Below are 20,712 nucleotides of genomic sequence, written 5' to 3' on the forward strand. Positions count from 1 at the left end.
GCGCCCTTGACGCACCTCGCGGAAGCCCGACACTGGCCGAGAAGCGGGCGGCCCAACGGTCACTTCGAAGCGCCGGGTGCGGTCATCCCCTTCCCCTCAGCTCCCCCTTCAGTACCTTCCCGCTCGCGTTCCGCGGGAGCGCCGGGACGAACTGCACCGATCTCGGCACCTTGTAGTTCGCCATCTCCCGGCGCGACCAGGCGATCAGGTCGTCGGAGGTCAGTGACGAGTCGGGGCGGCGGACGACGTAGGCCATCGCGACCTCGCCCAGGCGGGGGGCCGGGACGCCGACGACCGCCGCTTCCGTGACGTCCGGGTGGGTGCACAGCACCTGCTCTATCTCCGCCGGGTACGCGTTGAAGCCGCCGACGATGAACATGTCCTTGAGCCGGTCCGTGATGCGCAGGTTGCCCGCCGTGTCCAGGACGCCCACGTCGCCCGTGCGCAGCCAGCCGTCAGCCGTCAGCGTCTCCGCCGTCGCCTCCGGGTCGGCGTGGTAGCCCTGCATGACGTTGAAGCCCCGGACCAGTACCTCGCCGGGCGTACCGGGCGGGCCGGCCACTCGTACCTCCGTGCCGGGGATCGGCCGGCCGGAGGTGGAGGCGATCACCGGGACGGGGTCGTCGCGGCGGCACATCGTGACGATGCCGCTCGCCTCGGAGAGGCCGTAGGCCGTGAGGACCGTGTCGACGCCCAGTTCGCCGCGCAGGCGCTCCACCAGGCGCAGGGGGACCACCGCCGCGCCCGTCACCACCAGGCGCAGGCTGGAGAGGTCGTGCGCGCCACGGGACGGGTGGTCCAGCAGTGACTGGTGCAGGGTCGGGGGGCCCGGCAGCACCGAGATCCGTTCCGCCGCGATGTTCGCCAGGGCCGTGTCCACGTTGAACACCGGCTGCGGGACCATCGTCGCGCCCCGCATGAGGCAGGCGAGCACCCCGGCCTTGTAGCCGAAGGTGTGGAAGAACGGGTTGACGATCAGATAGCGGTCGGAGCGGCGGAGGCCGGCGAGGTCCGCCCAGGTCTCGTACGCCCTCAGGGTCTGCCCGTGCGTGATCAGCGCACCCTTGGGGCGGCCCGTCGTACCGGAGGTGAAGAGGATGTCCGCGAGGGAGTCCGCGGTCAGCCGGCCCTCGCGGGCGGTCACTTCGCGGGCCGGCAGGTCGTCGCCCCTCGTCAGGAACTCCTTCCACGTCTCGAAGTCCGGCGGTGCGTCGTCCGACAGGACCACCACCCGTTCCAGGTCCGGCAACGCCGGGAGGGGTACGGCCACCGCCGGTCCCGTCCCCGCTGCCCGTCGCAGCGACGCCACGTACGACGTGCCCAGGAACGTCCCCGTCACGAACAGCAGCCTCGCCCCGCTGCGGCGCAGTACGTCCGTCGCCTCCGCGCCCTTGAAGCGGGTGTTCAGCGGGACCAGGACGCCGCCGGCCGAGACCGCGCCCAGGGCCGCGACGATCCAGTCGAGGGAGTTGGGGGCCCAGACGGCCACCCGGTCGCCCGGCTCCACCCCGGTGGCCAGGCAGGCCGCCGCCGCTCGCCGCACCCGGGCGCCCAGGCCGGCGTACGTGATTCTCGTGCGGCCGTCCACCACGGCCTCGCCGTCCGCGTACCGCTCGGCCGCCCAACGCACCAGTTCAGGGATGGTTTTCCACGATGGTGACCCGGTCATACGTCCGGCCTCCCCGACGACGTGAGCGGTAGCTGACTAGGCGTCAGATTAGGGGTAATCTGACGAGCTGTCAGGAGAGGGGGAGCCCCATGAGTCTCATGGCAGGGCCGGCAGGGCCGGCAGGGCGGACCGGGTCGGCAGGGATCAAGGACGCCGTCGCCATCGTCGGGATCGGGCAGACGGCGTTCGCCAGGCACCTCGCCGAGGACGAGAGGACGCTCGCCTGTCGGGCCGTGCTCGCCGCGCTCGACGACGCGGGGATCGCGCCCGGTGAGGTGGACGCGCTCGCCTCCTACACGATGGAGGAGACCGACGAGGTGGAGCTGGCGAAGGCCGTCGGGTTCGGGGACCTGACCTTCTTCAGCAAGGTGGGATACGGAGGGGGCGGGTCCTGTGCGACCGTCGCTCATCTCGCCGGTGCCATCGCGTCCGGGCAGGCCACCGTGGGGGTCGCGTGGCGGTCGCGGAAGAGGGGGAGCGGGCCTCGGCCGTGGACGAACACCGCCGTGCAGCTGCCGACCCCGGCCCAGTGGACCCGGCCCTTCGGCCTCCTCCGCCCCGCCGACGAGATCGCCATGCTCACGCGCCGCTACATGCACGAGTACGGCGTCAGCCGTGACCACCTGTTCAATGTCGCGCTGGCCTGCCGGAACCGGGCCAACCAGAACCCGGCGGCCGTCATGTACGAGCGGCCCCTCACCCGCGAGATGTACATGACCTCCCGGTGGATCAGCGAACCGCTCTGCCTCTACGACAACTGCCTGGAGACGGACGGCGCCCTGGCCTGCGTGGTCGTCGGCAGGGAGCGGGCCCGGGACTGCGCCAGGAAGCCCGTGTACGTCCACGCCGCCGCGCAGGGGCTGCCCGCCCAGCACCACGGCATGGTCAACTACTGGAACGACGACCCGCTCACCGGCCCCGCCTGGACCGCCGCCCGGCACCTGTGGAAGCACGCCGACTTCACGCCGGAGGACGTCGACGTGGCGCAGATCTACGACGCCTTCAGCGCCCTCATACCGCTCTCGCTGGAGGGGTACGGCTTCTGTGCGCGCGGCGAGGGGGGTGCGTTCACCGAGCAGGGTGCCCTGGAGATCGGCGGGCGGCTGCCCCTCAACACCGGCGGGGGCGGGCTCAGCGAGGCGTACGTGCACGGGTTCAACCTCGTCAACGAGGGCGTCCGGCAGCTGCGCGGGACCAGTACCGCCCAGGTCCCGGGCGCCGCGACCTGCCTGGTCACGGCCGGTGAAGGCGTCCCCACCTCCGCTCTCCTCCTCAGGAGCTGACCGCCATGCTGAGTCCCGTCACCGACACCGACGGCGCCCCCTTCTGGGAGTACGCGGCCCGTGGCGAGCTGCGCGTCCAGGCGTGCGGCGACTGCGGTGAACTCCGCTTCCCGCCCCGGCCCTGCTGCCCGCACTGCCAGTCCTTCGCTGCCGAGTGGCGGGCGCTGTCGGGGCGGGGGCGGGTGTGGTCGTACGTCGTGCCGCACCCGCCGCTGCTGCCCGACTACGCGGCTCAGGCGCCGTACAACGTGGTCGTCGTGGAGGTGGAGGAGGCGCCTCGGATACGGCTCGTGGGGAACGTGGTCGCGTCCGCCGGGGCGCCGCTCGGCTCCGTCGATCCGGGGCGGCTGCGGATCGGTGCCCGGGTGCGGGTGGTCTTCTCCGGTGGGCTGCCGCAGTGGGTGCTCGCGTGAACACCGTCCGGGTCGACGTCGACCGGGACGCGGGGGTCGCCGTCGTCACGCTGGACCGGCCCGCGCGGCTCAACGCCATCGACCTCACCATGGTCCGTGAACTGGCCGAGGTGTGGGAGGCGTTGCGTTTCGACGACTCGGTGCGGGCCGTCGTGCTCGCCGGGAGCGGGGAGCGGGCGTTCTGTACGGGGATCGACCGGGACGTCGTCGTTCCGCAGCCCGGCTCGCCGTACATGCAGGACGATCCGCTGCTGGGTGTCGGGCCCAAGGCGAACGGACTGTGGAAGCCGGTCGTCGCCGCCGTGGAGGGGATGGCCTGCGGGGGTGCCTTCTACCTGCTCGGGGAGTGCGAGTTCGTCGTCGCCGGGGACGGCGCCGCCTTCTTCGACCCGCACACCACCTACGGCATGGTCAGCGCCTACGAGTCGATGCTGATGGCGCAGCGCATGCCGTACGGGGAGGTCGCGCGGATGGTGCTCATGGGGAGCGCCGAGCGGCTCTCGGCCCGGCGGGCCTACGAGGTCGGTCTCGTCTCCGACGTCACGGAAGCAGGCCGGGCGTTGGGGGCCGCCGTCGACTGTGCCGCCGTCATCGCCGGGTATCCGGCCGAGGCCGTGCAGGGGACGGTGCGGGCGTTGTGGGCGGCCCGGGAGGCCTCTCTCGCGCCGGCGTTCGCGCAGGCGCCGCATCTGATCGCGCTGGGGAACCTGCCGGGCGCACGGCAGGCGGAGCTGTTCGCCGCCCGCCGCGCGGAGTTCAGGACGCGGTGAGGTGGACCCGCCGGGGTCACCAGTTGTAGGACGCCACCTCGTCCAGGTCGCAGTGGTCGACCCGCGGGGCGCTCTCCTCGGCGTCGTCCACCGGTACCCGGACGGTCTTCGTGCCGTTCGCGGGCACGGTGACCTCCTTGATGGTGCCGTTGACCGTCATGTCGTCCGCGTCCTCGAAGACGATGTGGACGTCGAAGCTGCTCTCGGCGGTGTTCGGGTTGGTGATCTCGACGGTCGCGTAGGGCTTCTTCACCGTCGCGCAGCTCACCAGCCGGGCCGTGCCGTCCTGGTGCTCGGAGGGGATCGGTGTGCCGGTCGATGCGTCGGACGAGCCGCCGGAGGTGTCGTCGCCGTACGAGTCGTCGTAGGCGTCGTCGCCGTAGTAGTCGTCGTCATCGTCGTAGTCGTGGTGCGTGCCGGAGCCGTAGCCGCCGCCCGACGACGTGGACGTGGAGCTGTCGTGGTCCTGGCTGGAGCTGCTGCACCCGCCGCCGCTGCCATGGCTGTGGCCGTGGCCGTGGCCGCGGCTCCTGAATCCGGTCAGTGCCAGGACGACCAGGACCGATACCGCCGTGAGTCTGAGCATGTGTCCCCGTCGATGCATGCCCCGCACTCTAGACGGTGGCTGTCACGGTCATGTCACTGTGTGGCGACCGCCGCGTACCCGGCGTAGCGTCTGCCCTGAGAGCGGTGGACGCACCCGCTCCCCCGCGACGACGGCCGCCGTCCCAGGCCCTTCCGTGCGACCGGTACGACGGCCGTCACCCACCCGCGGGCCCCGCGGCCGGTGCCCGCTCAGGCCGTCCGCGCCGTCCCCGTCCCCTTCTCCGCGTCCAGCGCGTACACGCACCGGTCCTTGCTGCACGCGTACACCACACCGTCCTTGACCACCGGGGAGCCGGTGATCTCGCCGCCGGTCGCCAGCTTCCAGCGCAGCCGGCCGTCGTCGGCCTTCAGCGTGTAGAGGAGGTGGTCGGTGGAGCCGAAGTGGATGCGGCCCTCGGCGACGGCGGGCGCGCCCACGACCTCCCCGCCCGCCTGGAAGCGCCACTTGGGGGTGCCGGTGACCGCGTCCAGCGTGTAGAGGCCGGTGCCGCTGCCGACGTGCACGTGCCCGGCGGCCACCAGGACCGGCTCGACGGAGGAGCGGGCCTCGGTCGCGATGCGCCAGCGGTCGCGGCCGTCGGCGGCGTCGAGGGCGTAGACCGTGCCGAGGTAGTCGGCGAGGTACACACCGCCGCCGGTGACGGCGGGGCCGGGGGCGAAGGCGGGCGGGCTCAGGAAGACCGCCGGGGCCTCGAAGTGCCAGCGGACCATGCCGCTCGCCGCCTCGACGGCGAGCACGCGGGTGCCGGCGGAGACGTAGACGTGCCCGTCCGGGGCGGGGGTCAGGCGGACCGGGACGCCGCCGCAGGAGGCCGCGTCGCCGATGGGGTACGACCAGCGCTCCTCGCCGGTGCGGGCCTCCAGGGCGCGCAGCCGGGCGTCCTGCCAGACGTACACCGTGCCGTCGTGCACGGCGGGCCCCGCCTCGGGGGACTCGAAGTCGGTCTGGCAGCCGGTGATCTCCCACAGCTTCTGCCCGGTGGCGGCCTCCCAGGCCTGGACGCCGCCGCCGCGGGTGCCGGTGACGACGGTGCCGCGGTCGGCCTTGAGGCAGTACACCCAGGCGTCCGTGGACAGCCGCCACAGGTCGGTGCCCTCGCGGGCGTCCAGGGCGAACAGGGTGGGGCCGTCGGAGGCGTGGATACGGCCGTCCGCCACCGCCATGGACCAGGCGACGTCCCGGGTCTTGAAGCGGCGGCGGCCGGTGCCGACGTCCAGGGCGTGCACCTCGAAGGAGGTGACGTAGACCAGGTCGTCGGCCACGGCGGGGGTGCCCCACACGTCGTTGGACATGCGGAAGCGCCAGGGGCGCCAGCCGCTCGCCGTCTCCGGGGGCGTCGGCGGTACGGGCGGTACGGCGGGGTCGGCGCCGGCCACGCCGGGGCGGGGCCGGGACCAGCTGGCGACCAGGCCGGCCTCGGGCGGGGGCGCCTTGACGGCGGCGGCGCGGGCGTCGGCGACCCGGGGTCCGGGGCCGATGGGCACCTGGGCGCCGGCCAGCCGGACCGGGCCGGTGTCGGGGGCGACGCCGGCGGGGACGGACACCGGGGCGGGCGCGGGGGCCGGGGGGTCGTAGGGCGGGGGCGGGGGTACGGCCTGCCGGCCGCCGCTGCGCGGGCCGCCGGTCGGTGCCGGGGCGGGCTTGGCGGCGGGGCGTCCGCCGCGGCGGGACTCGATGAGGGCGACCGCCTTCTCGGGCAGCCAGGCGGAGGCGGTGCCGCTGTCGTCGGAACCGGAGCCGAACAGGTGCGGGGCGAGCTGGGCCTGGAGGTCGGCCGGGGTGGGGCGGGCGGTGGCGTCCATCTGCATGCAGAGCTCGATGAGCGGGCGCAGCTCGTCGGGGAGGCCCGTGAGGTCCGGGCCCTCGCGGAGCAGCATGAAGACGGTCTCGACCGGGTTGGCGCCGTGGAAGGGCGGGTGGCCGGTGGCCGCGAAGACCAGCATGGAGCCGAGGGAGAAGACGTCGCTGGCGCCGGTGACGCTGCGGGAGTCCTTGGCCTGCTCGGGGGACATGTAGGCGGGGGTGCCGACGGCGACGTTCGTCATGGTCAGGCGCGTGTTGGAGACGCCGGAGGCGATACCGAAGTCGATCACCCGGGGGCCGTCCTCGACCACGAGCACGTTGGAGGGCTTGAGGTCGCGGTGGACCAGCCCGGCGCCGTGGATGGACTGGAGGGCCTCGGCGACGCCCGCCGCGAGCCAGCGCACGGCCTGGGCCGGGAGCGGCCCGCAGTCGTTCACTATCTCTTCCAGCGAGGGCGCGGGGACGTAGGCGGTGGCCAGCCAGGGCACGGCGGCGCGCGGGTCGGCGTCGACCACGGCCGCGGTGTAGAAGCCGGAGACCGCGCGGGCCGCCTCCACCTCACGGGTGAAGCGGACGCGGAAGAGCTGGTCCTCGGCCAGCTCGGTGCGCACCGTCTTGATCGCCACGCGCCGGCCGGATGCCGAGCGCGCGAGATAGACCAGCCCCATGCCGCCGGCGCCCAGCCGGCCCAGCACCTCGAACGGCCCGATCCGCCGCGGATCGTGCTGCGTCAGCTGATCCACCACTTGCCTGCCACCTCCCCGTACGAGCCGCGCCACTCTCCATATGTACGCGACCGGAGTGCAGCGTCTCACCACCGCACCGCCGTGGCGGCACGCACCCCGATTCTTCCTGGCCGGGCGGCCGGTTGCGAACCCGATGACAATCAGGGTGTCTCATGCCCAATCCATCCAAACCGGATGGATCAGCGGTGCAGCAGCGCGAACGACGCCCCCTGATTGTCGGTGACGACGGCCACTCGTCCGTACGACGTCTCGAAGGGTGGAGCCTGGACGCGTCCGCCGAGCCGCTGTACGGCATCCAGGGCGTCGTCCAGATCCGTGACCCGGAAGTGGACGAGGAAGTGCGGAGGCATCTCGGCCGGGAAGACCTCGGTGACGTGCGCGCGGCCGAAGTCGGGCTCGGCGTCGGTGCCGAACAGGGCGTCGTGGAAGAGGCCGCCGTAGAAGGCGTTGGCGGCGGCGGTGTCCCGGGTGTACAGCTCGGCCCAGACGAAGGTGCCCGGCGCGCGCCGCCGCCCGAAGCCGGGATGGGTGCCGGGCTGCCACAGCCCGAAGACCGCGCCGTCGGGGTCGGCGGCGAGGGCGGCGGTGCCGAGGTCGCCGACCGGGAACGGGGCCATGACCACCTGTCCGCCGGCCGCATTGATCCGCCGGCCGAGGGCGCCCGCGTCCGAGGTCGCGAAGGACACCGTCCAGACGGTGGGCATACGGCCGTCGGTCTTGGGCGCGAGCGAGGCGACGCGGTCGCCGTCCAGCACGGCCCACACGGAGGAGCCGTACGACTCCTCGAAGCCCCATCCGAAAAGCTCACCGTAGAACCGCTTGCCCGCCTCGACGTCGGGCAGCTGGGCGTCCACCCAGCAGGGGACGCCCTCCCTGTATGCCTCTTCGTTCGCGGATGCCCTGTTTTCGGCCATGCCGTCAAAGTAACCGGGCCGCGCGCACCCCGCAGACCAGGCACACCCTCCCCGATACCCCCGTGCACCCCATTTGCAGTCGGCCGAATCGCGCTCCGATCACCCCTCGGTAAGCTGACGGCATGACAGGACAAGTGCGTACCGTCGACGGCCGCGTGGCCGGCCGGCGTGGGCAGGCGACCCGGCAGAAGCTGCTCGACTGCCTCAGCGAGATGCTCAGCTCCTCCCCCTACCGGGACGTCAAGGTCATCGATGTCGCCCGGAAGGCGGGCACTTCGCCCGCGACCTTCTACCAGTACTTCCCCGACGTCGAGGGCGCCGTCCTGGAGATCGCCGAGCAGATGGCGGCCGAGGGTGCCGGGCTGACCGAACTGCTCGAAGGGCGCAGCTGGGCCGGCAAGTCCGGCTGGGCCACCGCGCAGGAACTCGTGGACGGGTTCCTGGAGTTCTGGCGGAAGAACGACGCGATCCTGCGGGTGGTCGACCTCGGAGCGGCCGAGGGGGACAAACGGTTCTACAAGATCCGCATGAAGATCCTTAACTCGGTCAACAACTCCCTCGCGGACTCCATCGCGGAACTGCAGTCCAAGGGCCGGGTCGACAAGGACGTGAACCCGGCGGCGGTGGCCGGTTCGCTGGTCGCGATGCTCGCGGCGGTGGCGTCCCACCAGAAGGGTTTCTCCTCCTGGGGCGTGAAGCAGGCCGAACTGAAGCCGAACCTGGCGCTGTTGGTGCACCTGGGCGTGACCGGCAAGAAGCCTTCCAAATAAGCGCACCCGTTGTCAGGGTCCAAGTCCTGTCTGGCAGGCGGTGGTTCACACGGTGAACCACCGCCTGCCGTCTACGCCGGCAACGGCCGGTCCCGCACCACGTGCTTCATCACGAGCGTCGACGTCAGCCGCTGCACACCGGGCAGGGTCGCCAGCCGCTCGTCGTACAGCCGCTGGAACGCGGCCAGGTCGGCGGTGGCCACCCGGAGCAGGTAGTCCGGCTCGCCGAACAGCCGCTGGGCGTCCAGCACGTGCTCCAGCCCGCCGACCGCCCGCTCGAATTCCGCCACCGTGTCCCGGTCCTCCTGGCGCATGGACACGAAGACCAGCGCCTCGAAGTTCAGGCCGAGCGAGGCCGGGTCCACCACCGCGCGGTAGCCCTGGATGGCGCCGGACCGCTCCAGCTCGCGCAGCCGCCGGTGGCAGGGCGAGACGCTGAGCCGCACCCGGGCGGCCAGCTCGGTCACGGTCAGCCGCCCGTCCTGCTGCAGCTCCGCAAGGATTTTCCGGTCCACGTCGTCCATGAAGAAGATACTTGCTCAGAAATAGCGATCATGAGCAAACTACAGGAACACTTTCGGGCCATTCACGCCTAATGTCCCCGGTATGGAATCGGCACTGCTCCTCTCCTTCCTCCTCGTGGACCTGCTGCTGGTGTGCGTACCGGGCGCCGACTGGGCGTACGTCATCACGACCGCGCTGCGCGGCGGCTCGGTCCTGCGCGCGGTGGCGGGCCTGGTCTGCGGCTACGCCCTGCACACCGCCCTGGCGACGGCGGGCCTCGCCGTACTGGTGGTCGGCTCGCCCCGGCTGCTGACGGTCCTGACGGTCGCGGGCGCGGGCTATCTGCTCTGGCTCGGCTGGGGCGTCCTGCGCCGCCCGGCGGTCCCGGACGCGGACACCACGGCGGCCCCCGAGGGCCGGCTCTTCCTGCGCGGCGCCACGATCAGCGGCCTGAACCCCAAGGGCCTGCTGCTCTACCTCTCGGTACTCCCCCAGTTCCTCACCCTCCGGGGCAGCCGCCTGCCCGTCCCCGCCCAGACGGCCGCCCTCGGCCTCCTCCACATGGCCTGCTGCGCGGCCGTCTACCTCACGGTGGGCGCCCTCGCCCGCGCCCTCCTCGCGGCGCGGCCCGTGGCAGCCCGGGCGGTGACGCGGACGTCCGGTGCGGCGATGCTGGGGATCGGGGCGTTCCTGCTGGTGGAGCGGCTGGCGACGCTCTAGGCCAGCGGGCGGCGGCGGCCGCTGCCGGACCCGCCGCCGTGCGGCCCCCGGCCCCCGTCCGGACCGGCCGTCGTACGACCGGGCTGCCGTACGGCCGCGGCTGCCGTAGGGGCCGGTCGCACAGTCCCCGCGCCCCTGCGGAGCGCTACCTGCGTGTCAGCCGGAACAGTCGGATCTCCCGCTCCACCCGCGCCTGGTACACGGCGTACGGCGGCCAGAACGCCAGCAGTGCCTGCCAGGCGGCGGCCCGCTCCTCCCCCGTGAGCAGCCGGGCCGTGACCGGGACGTCCCGGCCCTGCCGGTTCACCGAGGCCTCCGGGTGGGCGAGGAGGTTGTGGGTCCAGGCGGGGTGGCCGGGACGGCCGAAGTTGGAGCCGACCAGGATCCAGCCGTTGCCGTCCGCCTCCGGCATGCAGGCCAGCGGGGTCCGGCGGGGCCGTCCGGTCCTCGCTCCCGTCGAGGTGAGGATCACGCCGGGCAGCATCCGGGCGCTGAGCAGCACCCGGCCCCGGGTGAGCCGGTGCACGCCCCGGTCGAGGGCCGGGACGACATGGGGGGCGACCCTGGCGAACAGCCGGGTGGAGGAGGCCTTCCGGACGAGCCGGACGCCGAGCGACGTGGCCATCAGACGGCCACCTCCCCGCCCGCGAACAGCCCGGCCGTCTCGGCGGCCCGGTCGCGCAGCCGGTGCACCGGGCCGAACAGCAGCTCGTCTCCGGCCGCCCGCTTGAAGTACAGGTGGGCGTCGTGCTCCCAGGTGAACCCGATCCCGCCGTGCAGCTGGATGCCGTCGGCGGCGGCCCGGCGCAGTGCCTCCAGTCCCTGCGCGAGGGCGAGTCCGCCGGCCCGCTGCCCCTGGCCGGCCGCCCAGGCGGCGTAGTACGCGGCGGACCGGGCCGCCTGGACCTCGACGTACACGTCCGCCAACCGGTGCTTGACGGCCTGGAAGGAGCCGATGGGGCGTCCGAACTGCTCGCGCTGTCCGGCGTATTCGACGGTCCGCTCCAGTATCCGGTCGGCCGCCCCGACGGCCTCGGCGGCGAGGACGGCGGCGAGGGTGTCGCCGAGCGCGGCGAGGGCGGGGCGCACGTCGGTGTCGGCCGAGCCGAGCACCTCGGCGCTCACGTCCCACAGTTGCACGCGCCCCTGGGGGCGGGTGGCGTCCAGCGCGGTCTGCCGGGTGCGGGTCAGGCCGGCCGCGTCCGCCGGGACGAGGAACAGCAGGGTCCGCGAGCGGGCGAAGCCTCCGGTGTGCGCGGGGACGAGCAGCAGCCCGGCGCTGTGCCCGTCCAGCACCTGCGCGGCCTCCCCGTACAGCCGCCAGCCACCGTCCGCCCGTCGCGCCTGCACCCCGCCGGCCCGTCCACCACCGGCGCTGTAGCTGTCGTTCCCGCAGGTCAGGGCGAGGGCTGCGGTGAGAGCGGGCCCGGGGACGGCGAGGGCGGCGGTGAGGGTGCCGGCGGCGATGCGGGGCAGCAGGCCGGCGCACTGCTCCCCGGTGCCGAGGGCGAGGACCAGCGGGGCGGTCAGGACGGAGGTGGCGAGCAGCGGCGAGGGGGTGAGCGCCCGCCCCACCTCCTCGCAGGCGAGGGCCAGTTCGGTGACCGAGCAGCCGACACCGCCGTACCGCTCGGGCAGGGCGAGCCCGGGCAGGCCGAGCCGGCCGGCGAGGGCCGGCCACAGGAGGGGGTCGTATCCGGCGGGGGTGTCGACGGCGGCGCGCACCTCGGCCGGGCCGCAGCGTGTGCGCAGCAGCTCGCGCAGGGTTCGGCGGATCTCGTCCTGCTCGGCGGTGAGGCGTGTGTCCATGGCCTTCCCTCCTTATCTGACGGGGCGTCATATTAGGAGGGCCGGAACGAGATGCCCAGAGGGAGGAGCCCGCTCATGGGCCGAGGGAGCAGGAAGGCCGCCGTGGCCGGCGTGGCCCTCTCCGACTGCGGACGGGTGGACGACGCGACGCCGTACGCGCTGCACGCCCAGGCGGCCCGCCGGGCCCTCGCCGACGCGGGCCTGGACCGGGCGGTGGTCGACGGGTTCGCCTCCGCCGGACTCGGCACGCTCGCGCCGGTGGAGGTCGCCGAGTACCTGGGCCTGCGCCCCACCTGGGTGGACTCCACCTCGGTCGGCGGCGCGACCTGGGAGGTGATGGCGGCGCACGCCGCGGACGCGATCGCGGCCGGCCACGCGAACGCCGTCCTGCTGGTCTACGGCTCCACGGCCCGCGCGGACATCAGGGCGGGCCGCCGCACGGGCACCCTGTCCTTCGGCGCGCGCGGCCCCCTCCAGTTCGAGGCGCCGTACGGCCACACGCTGATCGCGAAGTACGCGATGGCGGCCCGCCGGCACATGATCGAGTACGGCACCACGGTCGAGCAGCTGGCCGAGGTGGCGGTCCAGGCGCGGGCGAACGCCGCGCTGAACCCGGAGGCGATGTTCCGCGATCCGGTCACCGTCGACGACGTCCTGTCCGGCCCGATGGTCGCGGACCCCTTCACCAGGCTGCACTGCTGTCTGCGCTCGGACGGCGGCGCGGCGGTCCTGCTGGCCGCCGAGGAGTACGCACGGGACTGCCGTACGGCCCCCGTCCGGATCCTCGGCACCGGCGAGCACGTCTCCCACGCCGCCATGTCGGAGTGGCCGGACTTCACGGTCTCCCCTGCGGCGGTGAGCGGCCGGCTGGCCTTCGGGCGGGCGGGGGTGACCCCGGCGGACGTCGACTTCGCGGAGATCTACGACGCCTTCACCTACATGACCCTGGTGACCCTGGAGGATTTGGGTTTCTGCGCGAAGGGCGAGGGCGGGGCGTTCGTGGGGAAGGGCCGGCTGCTGGTGCGGGGCGGGGAGCTGCCGGTGAACACGGACGGGGGCGGGCTGTCGGCCCAGCATCCGGGGATGCGGGGCCTGTTCCTGCTGGTGGAGGCGGTACGGCAGCTGCGCGGAGAGGCCGGGGAACGGCAGGTGCGGACACGGGACGGCGGGCTGCCCCGGCTGGGCGTGGCCTCGGGGACCGGCGGCTGGTTCTGCTCCTCCGGAACGGTGGTGCTGGCGCGGGACTGAGCGGGGCGGGGCGGGACCGGGCGGGAGGGCGGGCGGTGGCGCAGGACTGAGCACGCGATGAGCGGTGATACTCGCCCCATGGCACAGCACGATCTTCACGAACTGCTCCGCTCGCAGCGGGTCTGGGACCCGGAGGCGACCCGGCTGGACCCCTTCGACCCGGACACGGCACCGCCCGCCCCGCTGGCCCTGTTCACGACCTGGTTCGCGGAGGCGGTGGCGGCGGGGCAGCAGGAGCCGCACACCATGTCGCTGGCGACCGTGGACGAGGAGGGCAGGCCGGACGTGCGGATCGTGATGCTGCACGGCGCCGACCCGGACGGCTGGTCCTTCGCCACGCACTCCACCAGCCGCAAGGGCCGTGCGCTGACCGCCCGGCCGTACGCCGCCCTCGCCTTCTACTGGCCGGTGCTGGGCCGCCAGGTGCGGGTGCGGGGGCCGGTCGTCTCCGCGCCGTCCGAGGAGAGCCAGGCCGACCTGCACGCGCGGTCCACGGGCGCGCTGGCCGCCGCGCTGACCGGCCGGCAGAGCGAGGAGCTGGCCTCGGCGGCGGAGCTGCGGCAGGCGTCGGAGGCGGCCTGGGAGCGGGCCCGGGCGAACCCCGGGGAGCCGTCGCCGACCTGGACCCTGTACCGGCTCCGCCCGGAGACCGTGGAGTTCTTCCAGGGGGACCCGGACCGGCGGCACGTGCGCCTGGAGTACCGCAGCACGGAGTTCGGCTGGAGCCGGGCGCTGCTGTGGCCCTGAGGAATTACTCGCCGCGCTCCTGAGGACCCTGTGGATCCCTCGCCGCGCTCCTGAGGACCCTGTGGATCCCGCCCCGCGGTCCTGAGGAATCTCCTTTCCCGCCGGTCACACTTCCGCGCCGTCGTCCGTCAGGGCGGTGACAGCGGTTCACGAGCACGAGGAGACGGCGATGGAGAAGCGTTCGATCACGGCCGAGGTCCCGATGGCCCCCCGTATGCCCGAGGACCCGGCGCAGCTGGTGCCCGAGCTGGCGGAGGTGTCGGCGGCACTGTTCCGGGCGACCGGCAACGGTTCGGTGCCGCGCTCCACGATCGGCCTCGTCCAGCTGCGGGCCGGCCAGATCGTCGGCAGCACCTACCTGACCGTGCTGCACACGGGCTTCCTGCGCAAGGCCGGGCAGTCGGAGGAGCGGATCACCTCGGTGGCGTCCTGGCAGGACTCGCCGTACTTCACCGCCGCCGAGCGGGCCGCGCTGGCCCTGGTGGAGGCCGTGCTCCAGCCGTCCGCGTCCGGCGAGCGGGTCTCCGACGAGCTGTACGCGCGGGCGGCCGAGCACTACGAGGGCAAGGCGCTGGCCACGCTGATGTTCGCGATCGGCCAGGTGAACTTCTTCGCGCCGGTCGCGCTCATCGCCAAGCCGGTGCCGGGCAGGTCCTTCACCGATCCGTGGAACTGAGCCGGGCCGGGGCGGGCCAGTCTCCGCGCGGGCCGGCTCCGTCTCCGCGCGGGCCGGCTCCGTCTCCGCACGGAACGGCTCCGTCTCCGCACGGCCCGGGTCCGTCGCCGCCCGGTGCGCCGCGGAACACCGGGATGCCGTCCCGGAACGTGACCTCCAGCGGCATTCCGGCCCGCACGGCGTCCTCCGGGCAGTCCACCAGTTCCGTCATCATCCGGGGGCCTTCGGCCAGGTCGACCACCGCGGCCAGGTAGGGGACGCGGGCGTCGAACGGGCGCAGGTCGTTGCGGTGGACCGTGGACCACGTGTACAGCGTCGCCCGGCCGCTCGCCTCCTCCCAGCCGACCCGCTCGCTCCAGCAGTGCGGGCAGAACTCGCGGGGGTAGTGGTGGGCCCGGCCGCAGGCCCCGCAGCGGCGGATCAGCAGGCGGCCCCCGGCGGCCGCCTCCCAGTAGGGGCGGGTGAGGGCGTCGGTCTCCGGGAGGTCGTGGCGCGGGCCGCCCGTCGTGTCGTGACCGCCCATCAGAACCATCCCAGCGCCGCGTCCAGCGACCAGGTCTGCCAGGACATCCCGAAGAACCCGACGAGGGAGATCAGGGCCATCATCGAGTTCTGGCCCTGTTCCGCCCAGTCGTGGATCACGAGGACGAAGTAGAGCGCGTTGAGGAGCAGCCCGCCGATCAGGGCGACCGGGGTCAGGAAGCCGGCGATCAGGCCGAGGCCCAGGGAGAGTTCGGCGTAGGCGACCACGTACGCCATCAGCTTCGGGTGGGGTTTCACCACCGTGTCGAAGCCCGCCCGGACCGGGGTCCACCGGTGTTCCGCCGCGACGTCCGCCGCCCAGGCGATCCCGCTGCCCCGCTCGAACCACGCCTTCTTGTCCTTGTGCCGCCAGCTCTCCAGCCACCACAGGCCGAGCCCGATCCGCAGCACCGCCAGCCATTCCGCGCCGTCGAGCCCTATCGCATCCATGGATCTGACGGTACGTCAGACACGGCGGGAAGCCCACCCCGCGGGTCCGCCGAAGCCCACCCCGCGGGTCCGCCGAAGCCCACCCCGTGAGTCCTCCCCGGACATCCGCCGGCGCCCCGCCAGGTACAGGAATCGGCAGGCGTGATCAATCCGCAACCAATTCCGGTCTTGACCGAGACCCATCAACCGGGTGTGTGATTACGCTCCCGCTCATGGCCGTCTCCCGTCCCTCGCCCGCCCGCCCCGCACCGACCCCCGCCGACCGCCCGGTCTACGTGATAGGCGGCGGCCCGGGCGGTCTCGCCGCCGCGTACGCGCTGCGGGCGCGGGGCGTACGGGCCGTGGTCCTGGAGAAGTCCGACCGGGTCGGCGCCTCCTGGCGGCGGCACTACGACCGGCTGCACCTGCACACCACACGGCGGCTGTCCGCGCTGCCGGGACTGGCCATACCCCGCAGGTTCGGCCGCTGGGTGTCCCGGGACGACGTGGTGCGCTACCTGGAGAAGTACGCCGAGCACCACGAGCTGGAGATCGTCACCGGGGTGGAGGTGCACCGCGTCGAGCGGAGCGCGGACGGCACCGGGTGGCTGCTGCACGCCTCCGGCGGCCGGGAGCTGACCGGCAGCGCGGTCGTCGTCGCCACCGGTTTCAACCACACCCCCCGGCTGCCCGACTGGCCGGGCCGGGAGGGGTACGGCGGTGAGCTGCTGCACGCCGGCGACTACCGCAACGCCGAGCCGTACCGGGGCCGGGACGTGCTCGTCGTCGGGATCGGCAACACGGGCGCGGAGATCGCCGTGGACCTGGTGGAGGGCGGGGCCGCGCGGGTCCGGCTGGCGGTGCGCACACCGCCGCACATCCTGCGCCGCTCCACCCTCGGCTGGGCCGCCCAGTACACGGGCGTGCTGGTCCGGCGGCTGCCGGTGCGGCTCGTGGACCGGCTCGCCGGGCCGGTGGGGCGACTGAGCACCCCGGACCTGTCCGCGTACGGGCTGCGGCGTCCGGAGACCGGCCTGTACAGCAGGGTGCGGCAGGGCGCGATCCCGGTGCAGGACGTCGGGCTGATCGACGCCGTGCGCAGGGGCGCGGTGGAGGTCGTGGCCGCCGTGGAGGCGTTCGAGGAGGGCAAGGTGGTCCTCGTCGACGGCAGCCGGATCTCGGCCGACGCGGTGATCGCGGCGACGGGGTACGAGCGCGCGCTGGAGGGGCTCGTCGGGCACCTCGGGGTGCTGGACGAGCGCGGCCGGCCGGTGGCACACGGCGGCCGTACCCCCGCCCAGGCGTCCGGCCTGTACTTCACCGGGTTCACCAACCCGATCAGCGGGATGCTCCGGGAGCTGGCGATCGACGCGGGCAGGATCGCCAGGGCGGTCGCGCGCCGGCTGACGTAGACGCCCGGTAACTTTGCCGTTCCGACCCATTCCTGACAGACCGTCAACTCAGTAACCTGACGGAGCGTCAGTTGCTGGTGGCTGTCTCACAGGAGGCGGGCGGAACGATGCTCGGATCGACCCACGGCACCCTCACCACCGACTCCCGCCGGGCCCGGGTCATCGCCTGCGGCGAGGACCGGCCCGGCCCCGCCGTCCACGACCGGGTGGCGGACCTCGATGTCAGCGGGCGCCCGCTGTACGCGGACGTACCGGACCTGACCCGGTTCTTCCGGCCGGAGTCGGTCGCCGTGATCGGCGCCTCGGACACCGAGGGACGGCCGAACACCGGGATCACCCGGCAGCTGCTGGACTGGGCCGGACGCGTGGGCGCCCGGGTGCATCCCGTGCACCCGTCCCGGTCCTCCGTCTTCGGCCTGCCCTGCGCGGCCTCCGTCGCCGAGCTGCCCGGACCGGTCGACCTGGCCGTTCTGCTGGTCGCCGACCCGCTCCCGCTGATCGCCGAACTCGCCGACGCCAAGGTCAAGTTCGCGGTGGCGTTCGCCTCCGGGTTCGCGGAGACCGGTGCGGCGGGCGCGCGGGCGCAGGAGCGGCTGGCCGAGGCCGTACGGCGCACCGGGCTCAGGCTGCTCGGCCCGAACACCAACCTCAACGCCTTCGAGCGGTTCCGGGAGGACCTCACCGGGCCGGCCATCGCGCTGATCACCCAGTCCGGGCACCAGGGCCGGCCGGTCTTCGCCCTCCAGGAACTCGGGATCCGGCTCTCGCACTGGGCGCCCACCGGCAACGAGGCCGACCTGGAGACCGCCGACTTCCTGTCCTGGTTCGCCGAGCAGCCCGAGGTCGGCGCGATCGCCGCCTACGTCGAGGGGCTCAAGGAAGGCCGTGCCTTCCTGCTGGCCGCCGACCGCGCCGCCCGCCGCGGGGTGCCGGTGGTCGCCGTGAAGGTGGGCCGGACCGAGGCCGGCGCGAGGACGGCCGCCTCGCACACCGGCAAGCTCACCGGCGCCGACGACGTGGTGGACGCGGCCATGCGGCAGTACGGCGTGATCCGCGTCGACGCCCTGGACCAGCTCCAGGACACGGCGGCGCTGCTGGCGCGCGCGAAGCCGCCGCGGGCCGAGGGGGTGGTCGTCTACTCCATCTCGGGCGGAACGGGCGCGCACGTAGCCGACCTGGCCGCCGGGGCGGGGCTGCGGCTGCCGGGGCTGTCGCCGGAGAAGCAGGCCGAGCTGCACCAGTGGATCCCGCGGTACCTGAGCGTGGCCAACCCGGTGGACAACGGCGGCCACCCGGTCGGCGACGAACGCGGCCGGAAGATCATCGACGCGTTGCTCGCCGACCCCGCGGTCGGGGTGCTGGTCTGCCCGGTGACCGGCCCCTTCCCGCCGCTCAGCGACAGGCTCGTCCGCGATCTGGTGGCCGCCGCCGAGGAGACGGACAAGCTGGTGTGCGTGGTGTGGGGCTCGCCGGCCGGCACCGAGCCGGCGTACCGGGAGGTGCTGCTCGGGTCCTCACGGGTGGCCACCTTCCGGACCGTCGGCAACTGCCTGGGCGCCGTCCGCGCCTGGCTGGACCACCACCGCTTCGTGGCCGACTACCGCTCCCCCTTCGACGCGGCCCCGCGCACCCCCTCCCCGTCCTTCCGCAAGGCGGAGGCGCTGGTGCAGCCGGGCCGGCAGCTCAGCGAGTACGCGGCCAAGCAGCTGCTGCGGGCGTACGGCGTCCGGGTGCCGCGCGAGCAGCTGGTGACCAGCGCGGCCGCGGCCGTACGGGCGGCCGGGCAGGTGGGCTATCCGGTGGTGATGAAGGCGTCCGGCGCGCAGATCGCCCACAAGACGGAACTGGGGCTGGTGAAGATCGGTCTGACCTCGGCGAGCCAGGTCCGCGACGCCTACCGGGAGCTGAACGACATCGCCCGCTACGAGGGGGTCGGGCTGGACGGCGTCCTGGTGTGCCAGATGGTGGAGCAGGGCGTGGAGATGATGGTCGGCGTCACCCACGACGAGCTGTTCGGTCCGACGGTGACGGTCGGGCTCGGCGGGATCCTGGTGGAGGTGCTGCACGACGCGGCGGTCCGCGTCCCGCCCTTCGGGGAGGAGCAGGCACGCGCCATGCTCGGCGAACTCCGCGGCCGGGCCCTGCTGTCCGGCGTCCGGGGCCGCCCGCCGGCCGACGTGGACGCGCTGGTGGAGGTCGTCCTGCGGGTCCAGCGGATGGCCCTGGAACTGGGGGACCGGATCGCCGAGCTGGACGTCAACCCGTTGATGGTGCTGCCCCGGGGACAGGGCGCGGTGGCGCTGGACGCGTTGGTGGTGTGCCGGTGAGGGAGGTCCGGCACGACATCCGCGACCGGGTCCTCCACGTGACCCTGAACCGCCCGGAGTCCTTGAACGCGCTGACCCCGGCCATGCGCGACCGCCTCGTCGACCTGCTGGCACAGGCTTCCGCCGACCCGGACGTCCGGGCGGTGCTCCTCACGGGCACCGGCCGGGGCTTCTGCGCGGGAGCGGACCTGCGGGGCGGGACCGGCACCGGCCACCGCGCCCCGGGTGACGTGGCCCGCCTGCTCCGCGTGGGCGCACAACGCCTGATGGCAGCCGTACTGGACTGCGAGAAACCGGTCCTGGCCGCCGTGAACGGCACGGCGGCCGGTCTCGGCGCCCACCTGGCGCTCGCCTGCGACCTGGTCCTGGCCGCCGAATCGGCCCGCTTCATCGAGGTGTTCGTCCGCCGGGGCCTGGTCCCGGACGCCGCCGGCACCTACCTCCTCCCCCGCCTGACCGGCCTCCAGCGCGTGAAGGAACTCCTGTTCTTCGGCGACCCGCTCCCGGCACCGGAGGCGGAACGCCTGGGCCTGGTCAACCGGGTCGTCCCCGACGCCGACCTCGACAGGACGGCCCGCGCCTGGACCCTCCGCCTGGCCTCCGCCCCGACCAGGGCCCTCGCCCTGACCAAGCACCTGCTGAACACCTCCCTCGACACCGACCGCACCACCGCCTTCGCCGCGGAGGCCTGGGCCCAGGAGATCAACATGACGACCGAGGACGCCCGAGAGGGCCTACGGGCGTTCACCGAACACCGGGAGCCGGGGTTCCGGGGCCGGTGAACTTCTGAGTACGGGTACTCAGACGGGTGAGCTCTTCCGCGCATGAGCCGGGCCCGACGCGAGCCATATCCTCAGCCAGGGCGTATGGCCGACAACGGGGAGAGTGACCGCGTGGCCTGGGATGAGTGGGAGCAACTCAAGACGGCTGCCGCTGAACGGCATGGAACACGCATGCAGCTCAACCGTGTTCCCGCCGACCCTGGCGACTCGACCAGCGCGTCGTGTGGGGGACGCGGCACCGGCAGACTGCGGCACACGAACGGTCCCTGGACGCGAGCCGCCGACACAGCCGACGATCTGCACACCAGTACCGTCAAGTCCAAGGCCGACCTGAGCATCGCCCACGAGGAAGTGACAGGTGCCCTTGAGGGGTTGACCACTTTGGCGGCGCTGAAGTCCGTCCTCGCCTCGTGGGAGAAGCGACTGGGGACGGTACGGAACGAGTGCAACACCCTGGGACCCAAACTCCGCGAAGTGGCGCAGGACATGGGTGAGACAGACGAGGCGGTGCGCTCCAAGACCGATGCCGTGAAGGTGCCCGGTGCAGGAAAGGACGTCTGA

General features: G+C 73.4%; 21 protein-coding genes. 12 read left to right on the top strand and 9 right to left on the bottom strand.

Features of this window, described 5'->3' with window-relative positions; translation table 11 throughout:
• Positions 1–82: 82 nt before the first annotated feature.
• Entirely contained in the window at positions 83–1,669 is a 1,587-nt protein-coding gene (locus ACZ7N4_RS12085) for a FadD3 family acyl-CoA ligase (protein ID WP_471356843.1), read from the bottom strand.
• Between the two features lie 98 nt (positions 1,670–1,767).
• Here ACZ7N4_RS12085 and ACZ7N4_RS12090 point away from each other — a divergent pair, with 98 nt between their 5' ends.
• Genes ACZ7N4_RS12090 through ACZ7N4_RS12100 form a run of 3 tightly spaced genes read left to right on the top strand, consistent with a single transcriptional unit; the run spans position 1,768 to position 4,135 of the window.
• On the top strand, positions 1,768–2,952 hold the full coding sequence (locus ACZ7N4_RS12090; protein WP_471357152.1) for a lipid-transfer protein: 1,185 nt from the start codon (positions 1,768–1,770) through the stop codon (positions 2,950–2,952).
• Positions 2,953–2,957: 5 nt separating this feature from the next.
• Complete coding sequence (locus ACZ7N4_RS12095; protein ID WP_471356846.1) at positions 2,958–3,365, top strand: Zn-ribbon domain-containing OB-fold protein; 408 nt, start codon at positions 2,958–2,960, stop codon at positions 3,363–3,365.
• On the top strand, positions 3,362–4,135 hold the full coding sequence (locus tag ACZ7N4_RS12100; protein ID WP_471356847.1) for an enoyl-CoA hydratase/isomerase family protein: 774 nt from the start codon (positions 3,362–3,364) through the stop codon (positions 4,133–4,135). The genes ACZ7N4_RS12095 and ACZ7N4_RS12100 overlap by 4 nt, the downstream gene beginning before the upstream one ends.
• Before the next feature lie 16 nt (positions 4,136–4,151).
• Here the strand turns inward: ACZ7N4_RS12100 and ACZ7N4_RS12105 are convergent, their stop codons facing one another.
• From ACZ7N4_RS12105 to kbpA, 3 genes are all read right to left on the bottom strand, one after another.
• The gene (locus ACZ7N4_RS12105; protein WP_471356850.1) at positions 4,152–4,739 is read right to left on the bottom strand and encodes a hypothetical protein; all 588 of its coding nucleotides are present in this window, start codon (positions 4,737–4,739) and stop codon (positions 4,152–4,154) included.
• A gap of 191 nt (positions 4,740–4,930) precedes the next feature.
• Positions 4,931–7,291, bottom strand: coding sequence for a protein serine/threonine kinase AfsK (afsK, locus tag ACZ7N4_RS12110; RefSeq protein ID WP_471356851.1), 2,361 nt, complete (start codon positions 7,289–7,291; stop codon positions 4,931–4,933).
• 179 nt (positions 7,292–7,470) lie between these two features.
• Positions 7,471–8,205: an AfsK-binding protein KbpA gene (gene kbpA, locus ACZ7N4_RS12115; RefSeq protein ID WP_471356854.1), complete on the bottom strand. Its 735-nt coding sequence runs from the start codon at positions 8,203–8,205 to the stop codon at positions 7,471–7,473.
• Positions 8,206–8,327: 122 nt separating this feature from the next.
• Here kbpA and ACZ7N4_RS12120 point away from each other — a divergent pair, with 122 nt between their 5' ends.
• Entirely contained in the window at positions 8,328–8,975 is a 648-nt protein-coding gene (locus ACZ7N4_RS12120) for a TetR family transcriptional regulator (protein ID WP_471356856.1), read from the top strand.
• Between the two features lie 71 nt (positions 8,976–9,046).
• Here ACZ7N4_RS12120 and ACZ7N4_RS12125 read toward each other — a convergent pair whose 3' ends face one another.
• Positions 9,047–9,499, bottom strand: a complete 453-nt coding sequence (locus ACZ7N4_RS12125) for an Lrp/AsnC family transcriptional regulator (RefSeq protein WP_189294896.1) — start codon at positions 9,497–9,499, stop codon at positions 9,047–9,049.
• 82 nt (positions 9,500–9,581) lie between these two features.
• Between ACZ7N4_RS12125 and ACZ7N4_RS12130 the strand changes: the two genes are divergently transcribed.
• Entirely contained in the window at positions 9,582–10,199 is a 618-nt protein-coding gene (locus tag ACZ7N4_RS12130) for a LysE family translocator (RefSeq protein WP_471356858.1), read from the top strand.
• Between the two features lie 145 nt (positions 10,200–10,344).
• On the opposite strand, the gene ACZ7N4_RS12135 is transcribed toward ACZ7N4_RS12130, so the two are convergent.
• Together ACZ7N4_RS12135 and ACZ7N4_RS12140 are read right to left on the bottom strand one after the other, a co-directional pair.
• Positions 10,345–10,824 carry a nitroreductase family deazaflavin-dependent oxidoreductase gene (locus ACZ7N4_RS12135; RefSeq protein WP_471356860.1) on the bottom strand — a complete coding sequence of 160 codons (480 nt, stop codon included), beginning with the start codon at positions 10,822–10,824 and terminating at the stop codon, positions 10,345–10,347.
• Positions 10,824–12,008, bottom strand: a complete 1,185-nt coding sequence (locus ACZ7N4_RS12140; protein ID WP_471356864.1) for an acyl-CoA dehydrogenase family protein — start codon at positions 12,006–12,008, stop codon at positions 10,824–10,826. The genes ACZ7N4_RS12135 and ACZ7N4_RS12140 overlap by 1 nt, the downstream gene beginning before the upstream one ends.
• A gap of 75 nt (positions 12,009–12,083) precedes the next feature.
• On the opposite strand from ACZ7N4_RS12140, the gene ACZ7N4_RS12145 reads away from it, so the two are divergent.
• The 3 genes from ACZ7N4_RS12145 (at position 12,084) to ACZ7N4_RS12155 (ending at position 14,679) form a co-directional block, all read left to right on the top strand.
• Positions 12,084–13,256 (top strand): thiolase C-terminal domain-containing protein, encoded by a 1,173-nt coding sequence (locus ACZ7N4_RS12145; protein WP_471356867.1) that lies wholly within the window; start codon positions 12,084–12,086, stop codon positions 13,254–13,256.
• Positions 13,257–13,334: 78 nt separating this feature from the next.
• Positions 13,335–14,003, top strand: coding sequence for a pyridoxine/pyridoxamine 5'-phosphate oxidase (locus ACZ7N4_RS12150; protein ID WP_471356870.1), 669 nt, complete (start codon positions 13,335–13,337; stop codon positions 14,001–14,003).
• Positions 14,004–14,172: 169 nt separating this feature from the next.
• Positions 14,173–14,679 (top strand): carboxymuconolactone decarboxylase family protein, encoded by a 507-nt coding sequence (locus ACZ7N4_RS12155; RefSeq protein WP_471356873.1) that lies wholly within the window; start codon positions 14,173–14,175, stop codon positions 14,677–14,679.
• Here the strand turns inward: ACZ7N4_RS12155 and ACZ7N4_RS12160 are convergent.
• Positions 14,660–15,202, bottom strand: a complete 543-nt coding sequence (locus tag ACZ7N4_RS12160; protein ID WP_471356875.1) for a Zn-ribbon domain-containing OB-fold protein — start codon at positions 15,200–15,202, stop codon at positions 14,660–14,662. The genes ACZ7N4_RS12155 and ACZ7N4_RS12160 overlap by 20 nt on opposite strands.
• On the bottom strand, positions 15,202–15,651 hold the full coding sequence (locus tag ACZ7N4_RS12165) for a DoxX family membrane protein (protein ID WP_471356879.1): 450 nt from the start codon (positions 15,649–15,651) through the stop codon (positions 15,202–15,204). Before ACZ7N4_RS12165 ends, ACZ7N4_RS12160 begins: the two co-directional genes overlap by 1 nt.
• Positions 15,652–15,863: 212 nt before the next feature.
• Between ACZ7N4_RS12165 and ACZ7N4_RS12170 the strand changes: the two genes are divergently transcribed.
• The 4 genes from ACZ7N4_RS12170 to ACZ7N4_RS12185 all read left to right on the top strand — a co-directional run bounded on the left by ACZ7N4_RS12170 (position 15,864) and on the right by ACZ7N4_RS12185 (position 20,712).
• A complete protein-coding gene (locus tag ACZ7N4_RS12170) occupies positions 15,864–17,042 on the top strand; it encodes a flavin-containing monooxygenase (RefSeq protein ID WP_471356882.1) in 1,179 nt (392 codons plus the stop codon).
• A 107-nt stretch (positions 17,043–17,149) separates the two neighbouring features.
• Positions 17,150–19,369, top strand: coding sequence for an acetate--CoA ligase family protein (locus ACZ7N4_RS12175; protein ID WP_471356885.1), 2,220 nt, complete (start codon positions 17,150–17,152; stop codon positions 19,367–19,369).
• Positions 19,360–20,151: an enoyl-CoA hydratase/isomerase family protein gene (locus tag ACZ7N4_RS12180; protein ID WP_471356888.1), complete on the top strand. Its 792-nt coding sequence runs from the start codon at positions 19,360–19,362 to the stop codon at positions 20,149–20,151. The genes ACZ7N4_RS12175 and ACZ7N4_RS12180 overlap by 10 nt, the downstream gene beginning before the upstream one ends.
• An 84-nt stretch (positions 20,152–20,235) precedes the next feature.
• The gene (locus tag ACZ7N4_RS12185; RefSeq protein ID WP_471356891.1) at positions 20,236–20,712 is read left to right on the top strand and encodes an amino acid ABC transporter permease; all 477 of its coding nucleotides are present in this window, start codon (positions 20,236–20,238) and stop codon (positions 20,710–20,712) included.

It is taken from the genome of Streptomyces sp. NPDC107654 (genome assembly GCF_055639035.1).

Bases quoted from the DNA above. Each gene is read 5' to 3' on its own strand.
- ACZ7N4_RS12155 (WP_471356873.1), top strand. From the start codon at position 14,173: ATGGAGAAGCGTTCGATCACGGCCGAGGTCCCGATGGCCCCCCGTATG.
- ACZ7N4_RS12145 (WP_471356867.1), top strand. From the start codon at position 12,084: ATGGGCCGAGGGAGCAGGAAGGCCGCCGTGGCCGGCGTGGCCCTCTCC.
- ACZ7N4_RS12130 (WP_471356858.1), top strand. From the start codon at position 9,582: ATGGAATCGGCACTGCTCCTCTCCTTCCTCCTCGTGGACCTGCTGCTG.
- ACZ7N4_RS12095 (WP_471356846.1), top strand. From the start codon at position 2,958: ATGCTGAGTCCCGTCACCGACACCGACGGCGCCCCCTTCTGGGAGTAC.
- ACZ7N4_RS12135 (WP_471356860.1), bottom strand. From the start codon at position 10,824: ATGGCCACGTCGCTCGGCGTCCGGCTCGTCCGGAAGGCCTCCTCCACC.
- kbpA (WP_471356854.1), bottom strand. From the start codon at position 8,205: ATGGCCGAAAACAGGGCATCCGCGAACGAAGAGGCATACAGGGAGGGC.
- ACZ7N4_RS12165 (WP_471356879.1), bottom strand. From the start codon at position 15,651: ATGGATGCGATAGGGCTCGACGGCGCGGAATGGCTGGCGGTGCTGCGG.
- ACZ7N4_RS12175 (WP_471356885.1), top strand. From the start codon at position 17,150: ATGCTCGGATCGACCCACGGCACCCTCACCACCGACTCCCGCCGGGCC.
- ACZ7N4_RS12140 (WP_471356864.1), bottom strand. From the start codon at position 12,008: ATGGACACACGCCTCACCGCCGAGCAGGACGAGATCCGCCGAACCCTG.
- ACZ7N4_RS12120 (WP_471356856.1), top strand. From the start codon at position 8,328: ATGACAGGACAAGTGCGTACCGTCGACGGCCGCGTGGCCGGCCGGCGT.
- ACZ7N4_RS12105 (WP_471356850.1), bottom strand. From the start codon at position 4,739: ATGCATCGACGGGGACACATGCTCAGACTCACGGCGGTATCGGTCCTG.
- ACZ7N4_RS12085 (WP_471356843.1), bottom strand. From the start codon at position 1,669: ATGACCGGGTCACCATCGTGGAAAACCATCCCTGAACTGGTGCGTTGG.
- ACZ7N4_RS12150 (WP_471356870.1), top strand. From the start codon at position 13,335: ATGGCACAGCACGATCTTCACGAACTGCTCCGCTCGCAGCGGGTCTGG.
- ACZ7N4_RS12170 (WP_471356882.1), top strand. From the start codon at position 15,864: ATGGCCGTCTCCCGTCCCTCGCCCGCCCGCCCCGCACCGACCCCCGCC.
- ACZ7N4_RS12125 (WP_189294896.1), bottom strand. From the start codon at position 9,499: ATGGACGACGTGGACCGGAAAATCCTTGCGGAGCTGCAGCAGGACGGG.
- ACZ7N4_RS12160 (WP_471356875.1), bottom strand. From the start codon at position 15,202: ATGGGCGGTCACGACACGACGGGCGGCCCGCGCCACGACCTCCCGGAG.
- ACZ7N4_RS12185 (WP_471356891.1), top strand. From the start codon at position 20,236: ATGGCCGACAACGGGGAGAGTGACCGCGTGGCCTGGGATGAGTGGGAG.
- ACZ7N4_RS12090 (WP_471357152.1), top strand. From the start codon at position 1,768: ATGGCAGGGCCGGCAGGGCCGGCAGGGCGGACCGGGTCGGCAGGGATC.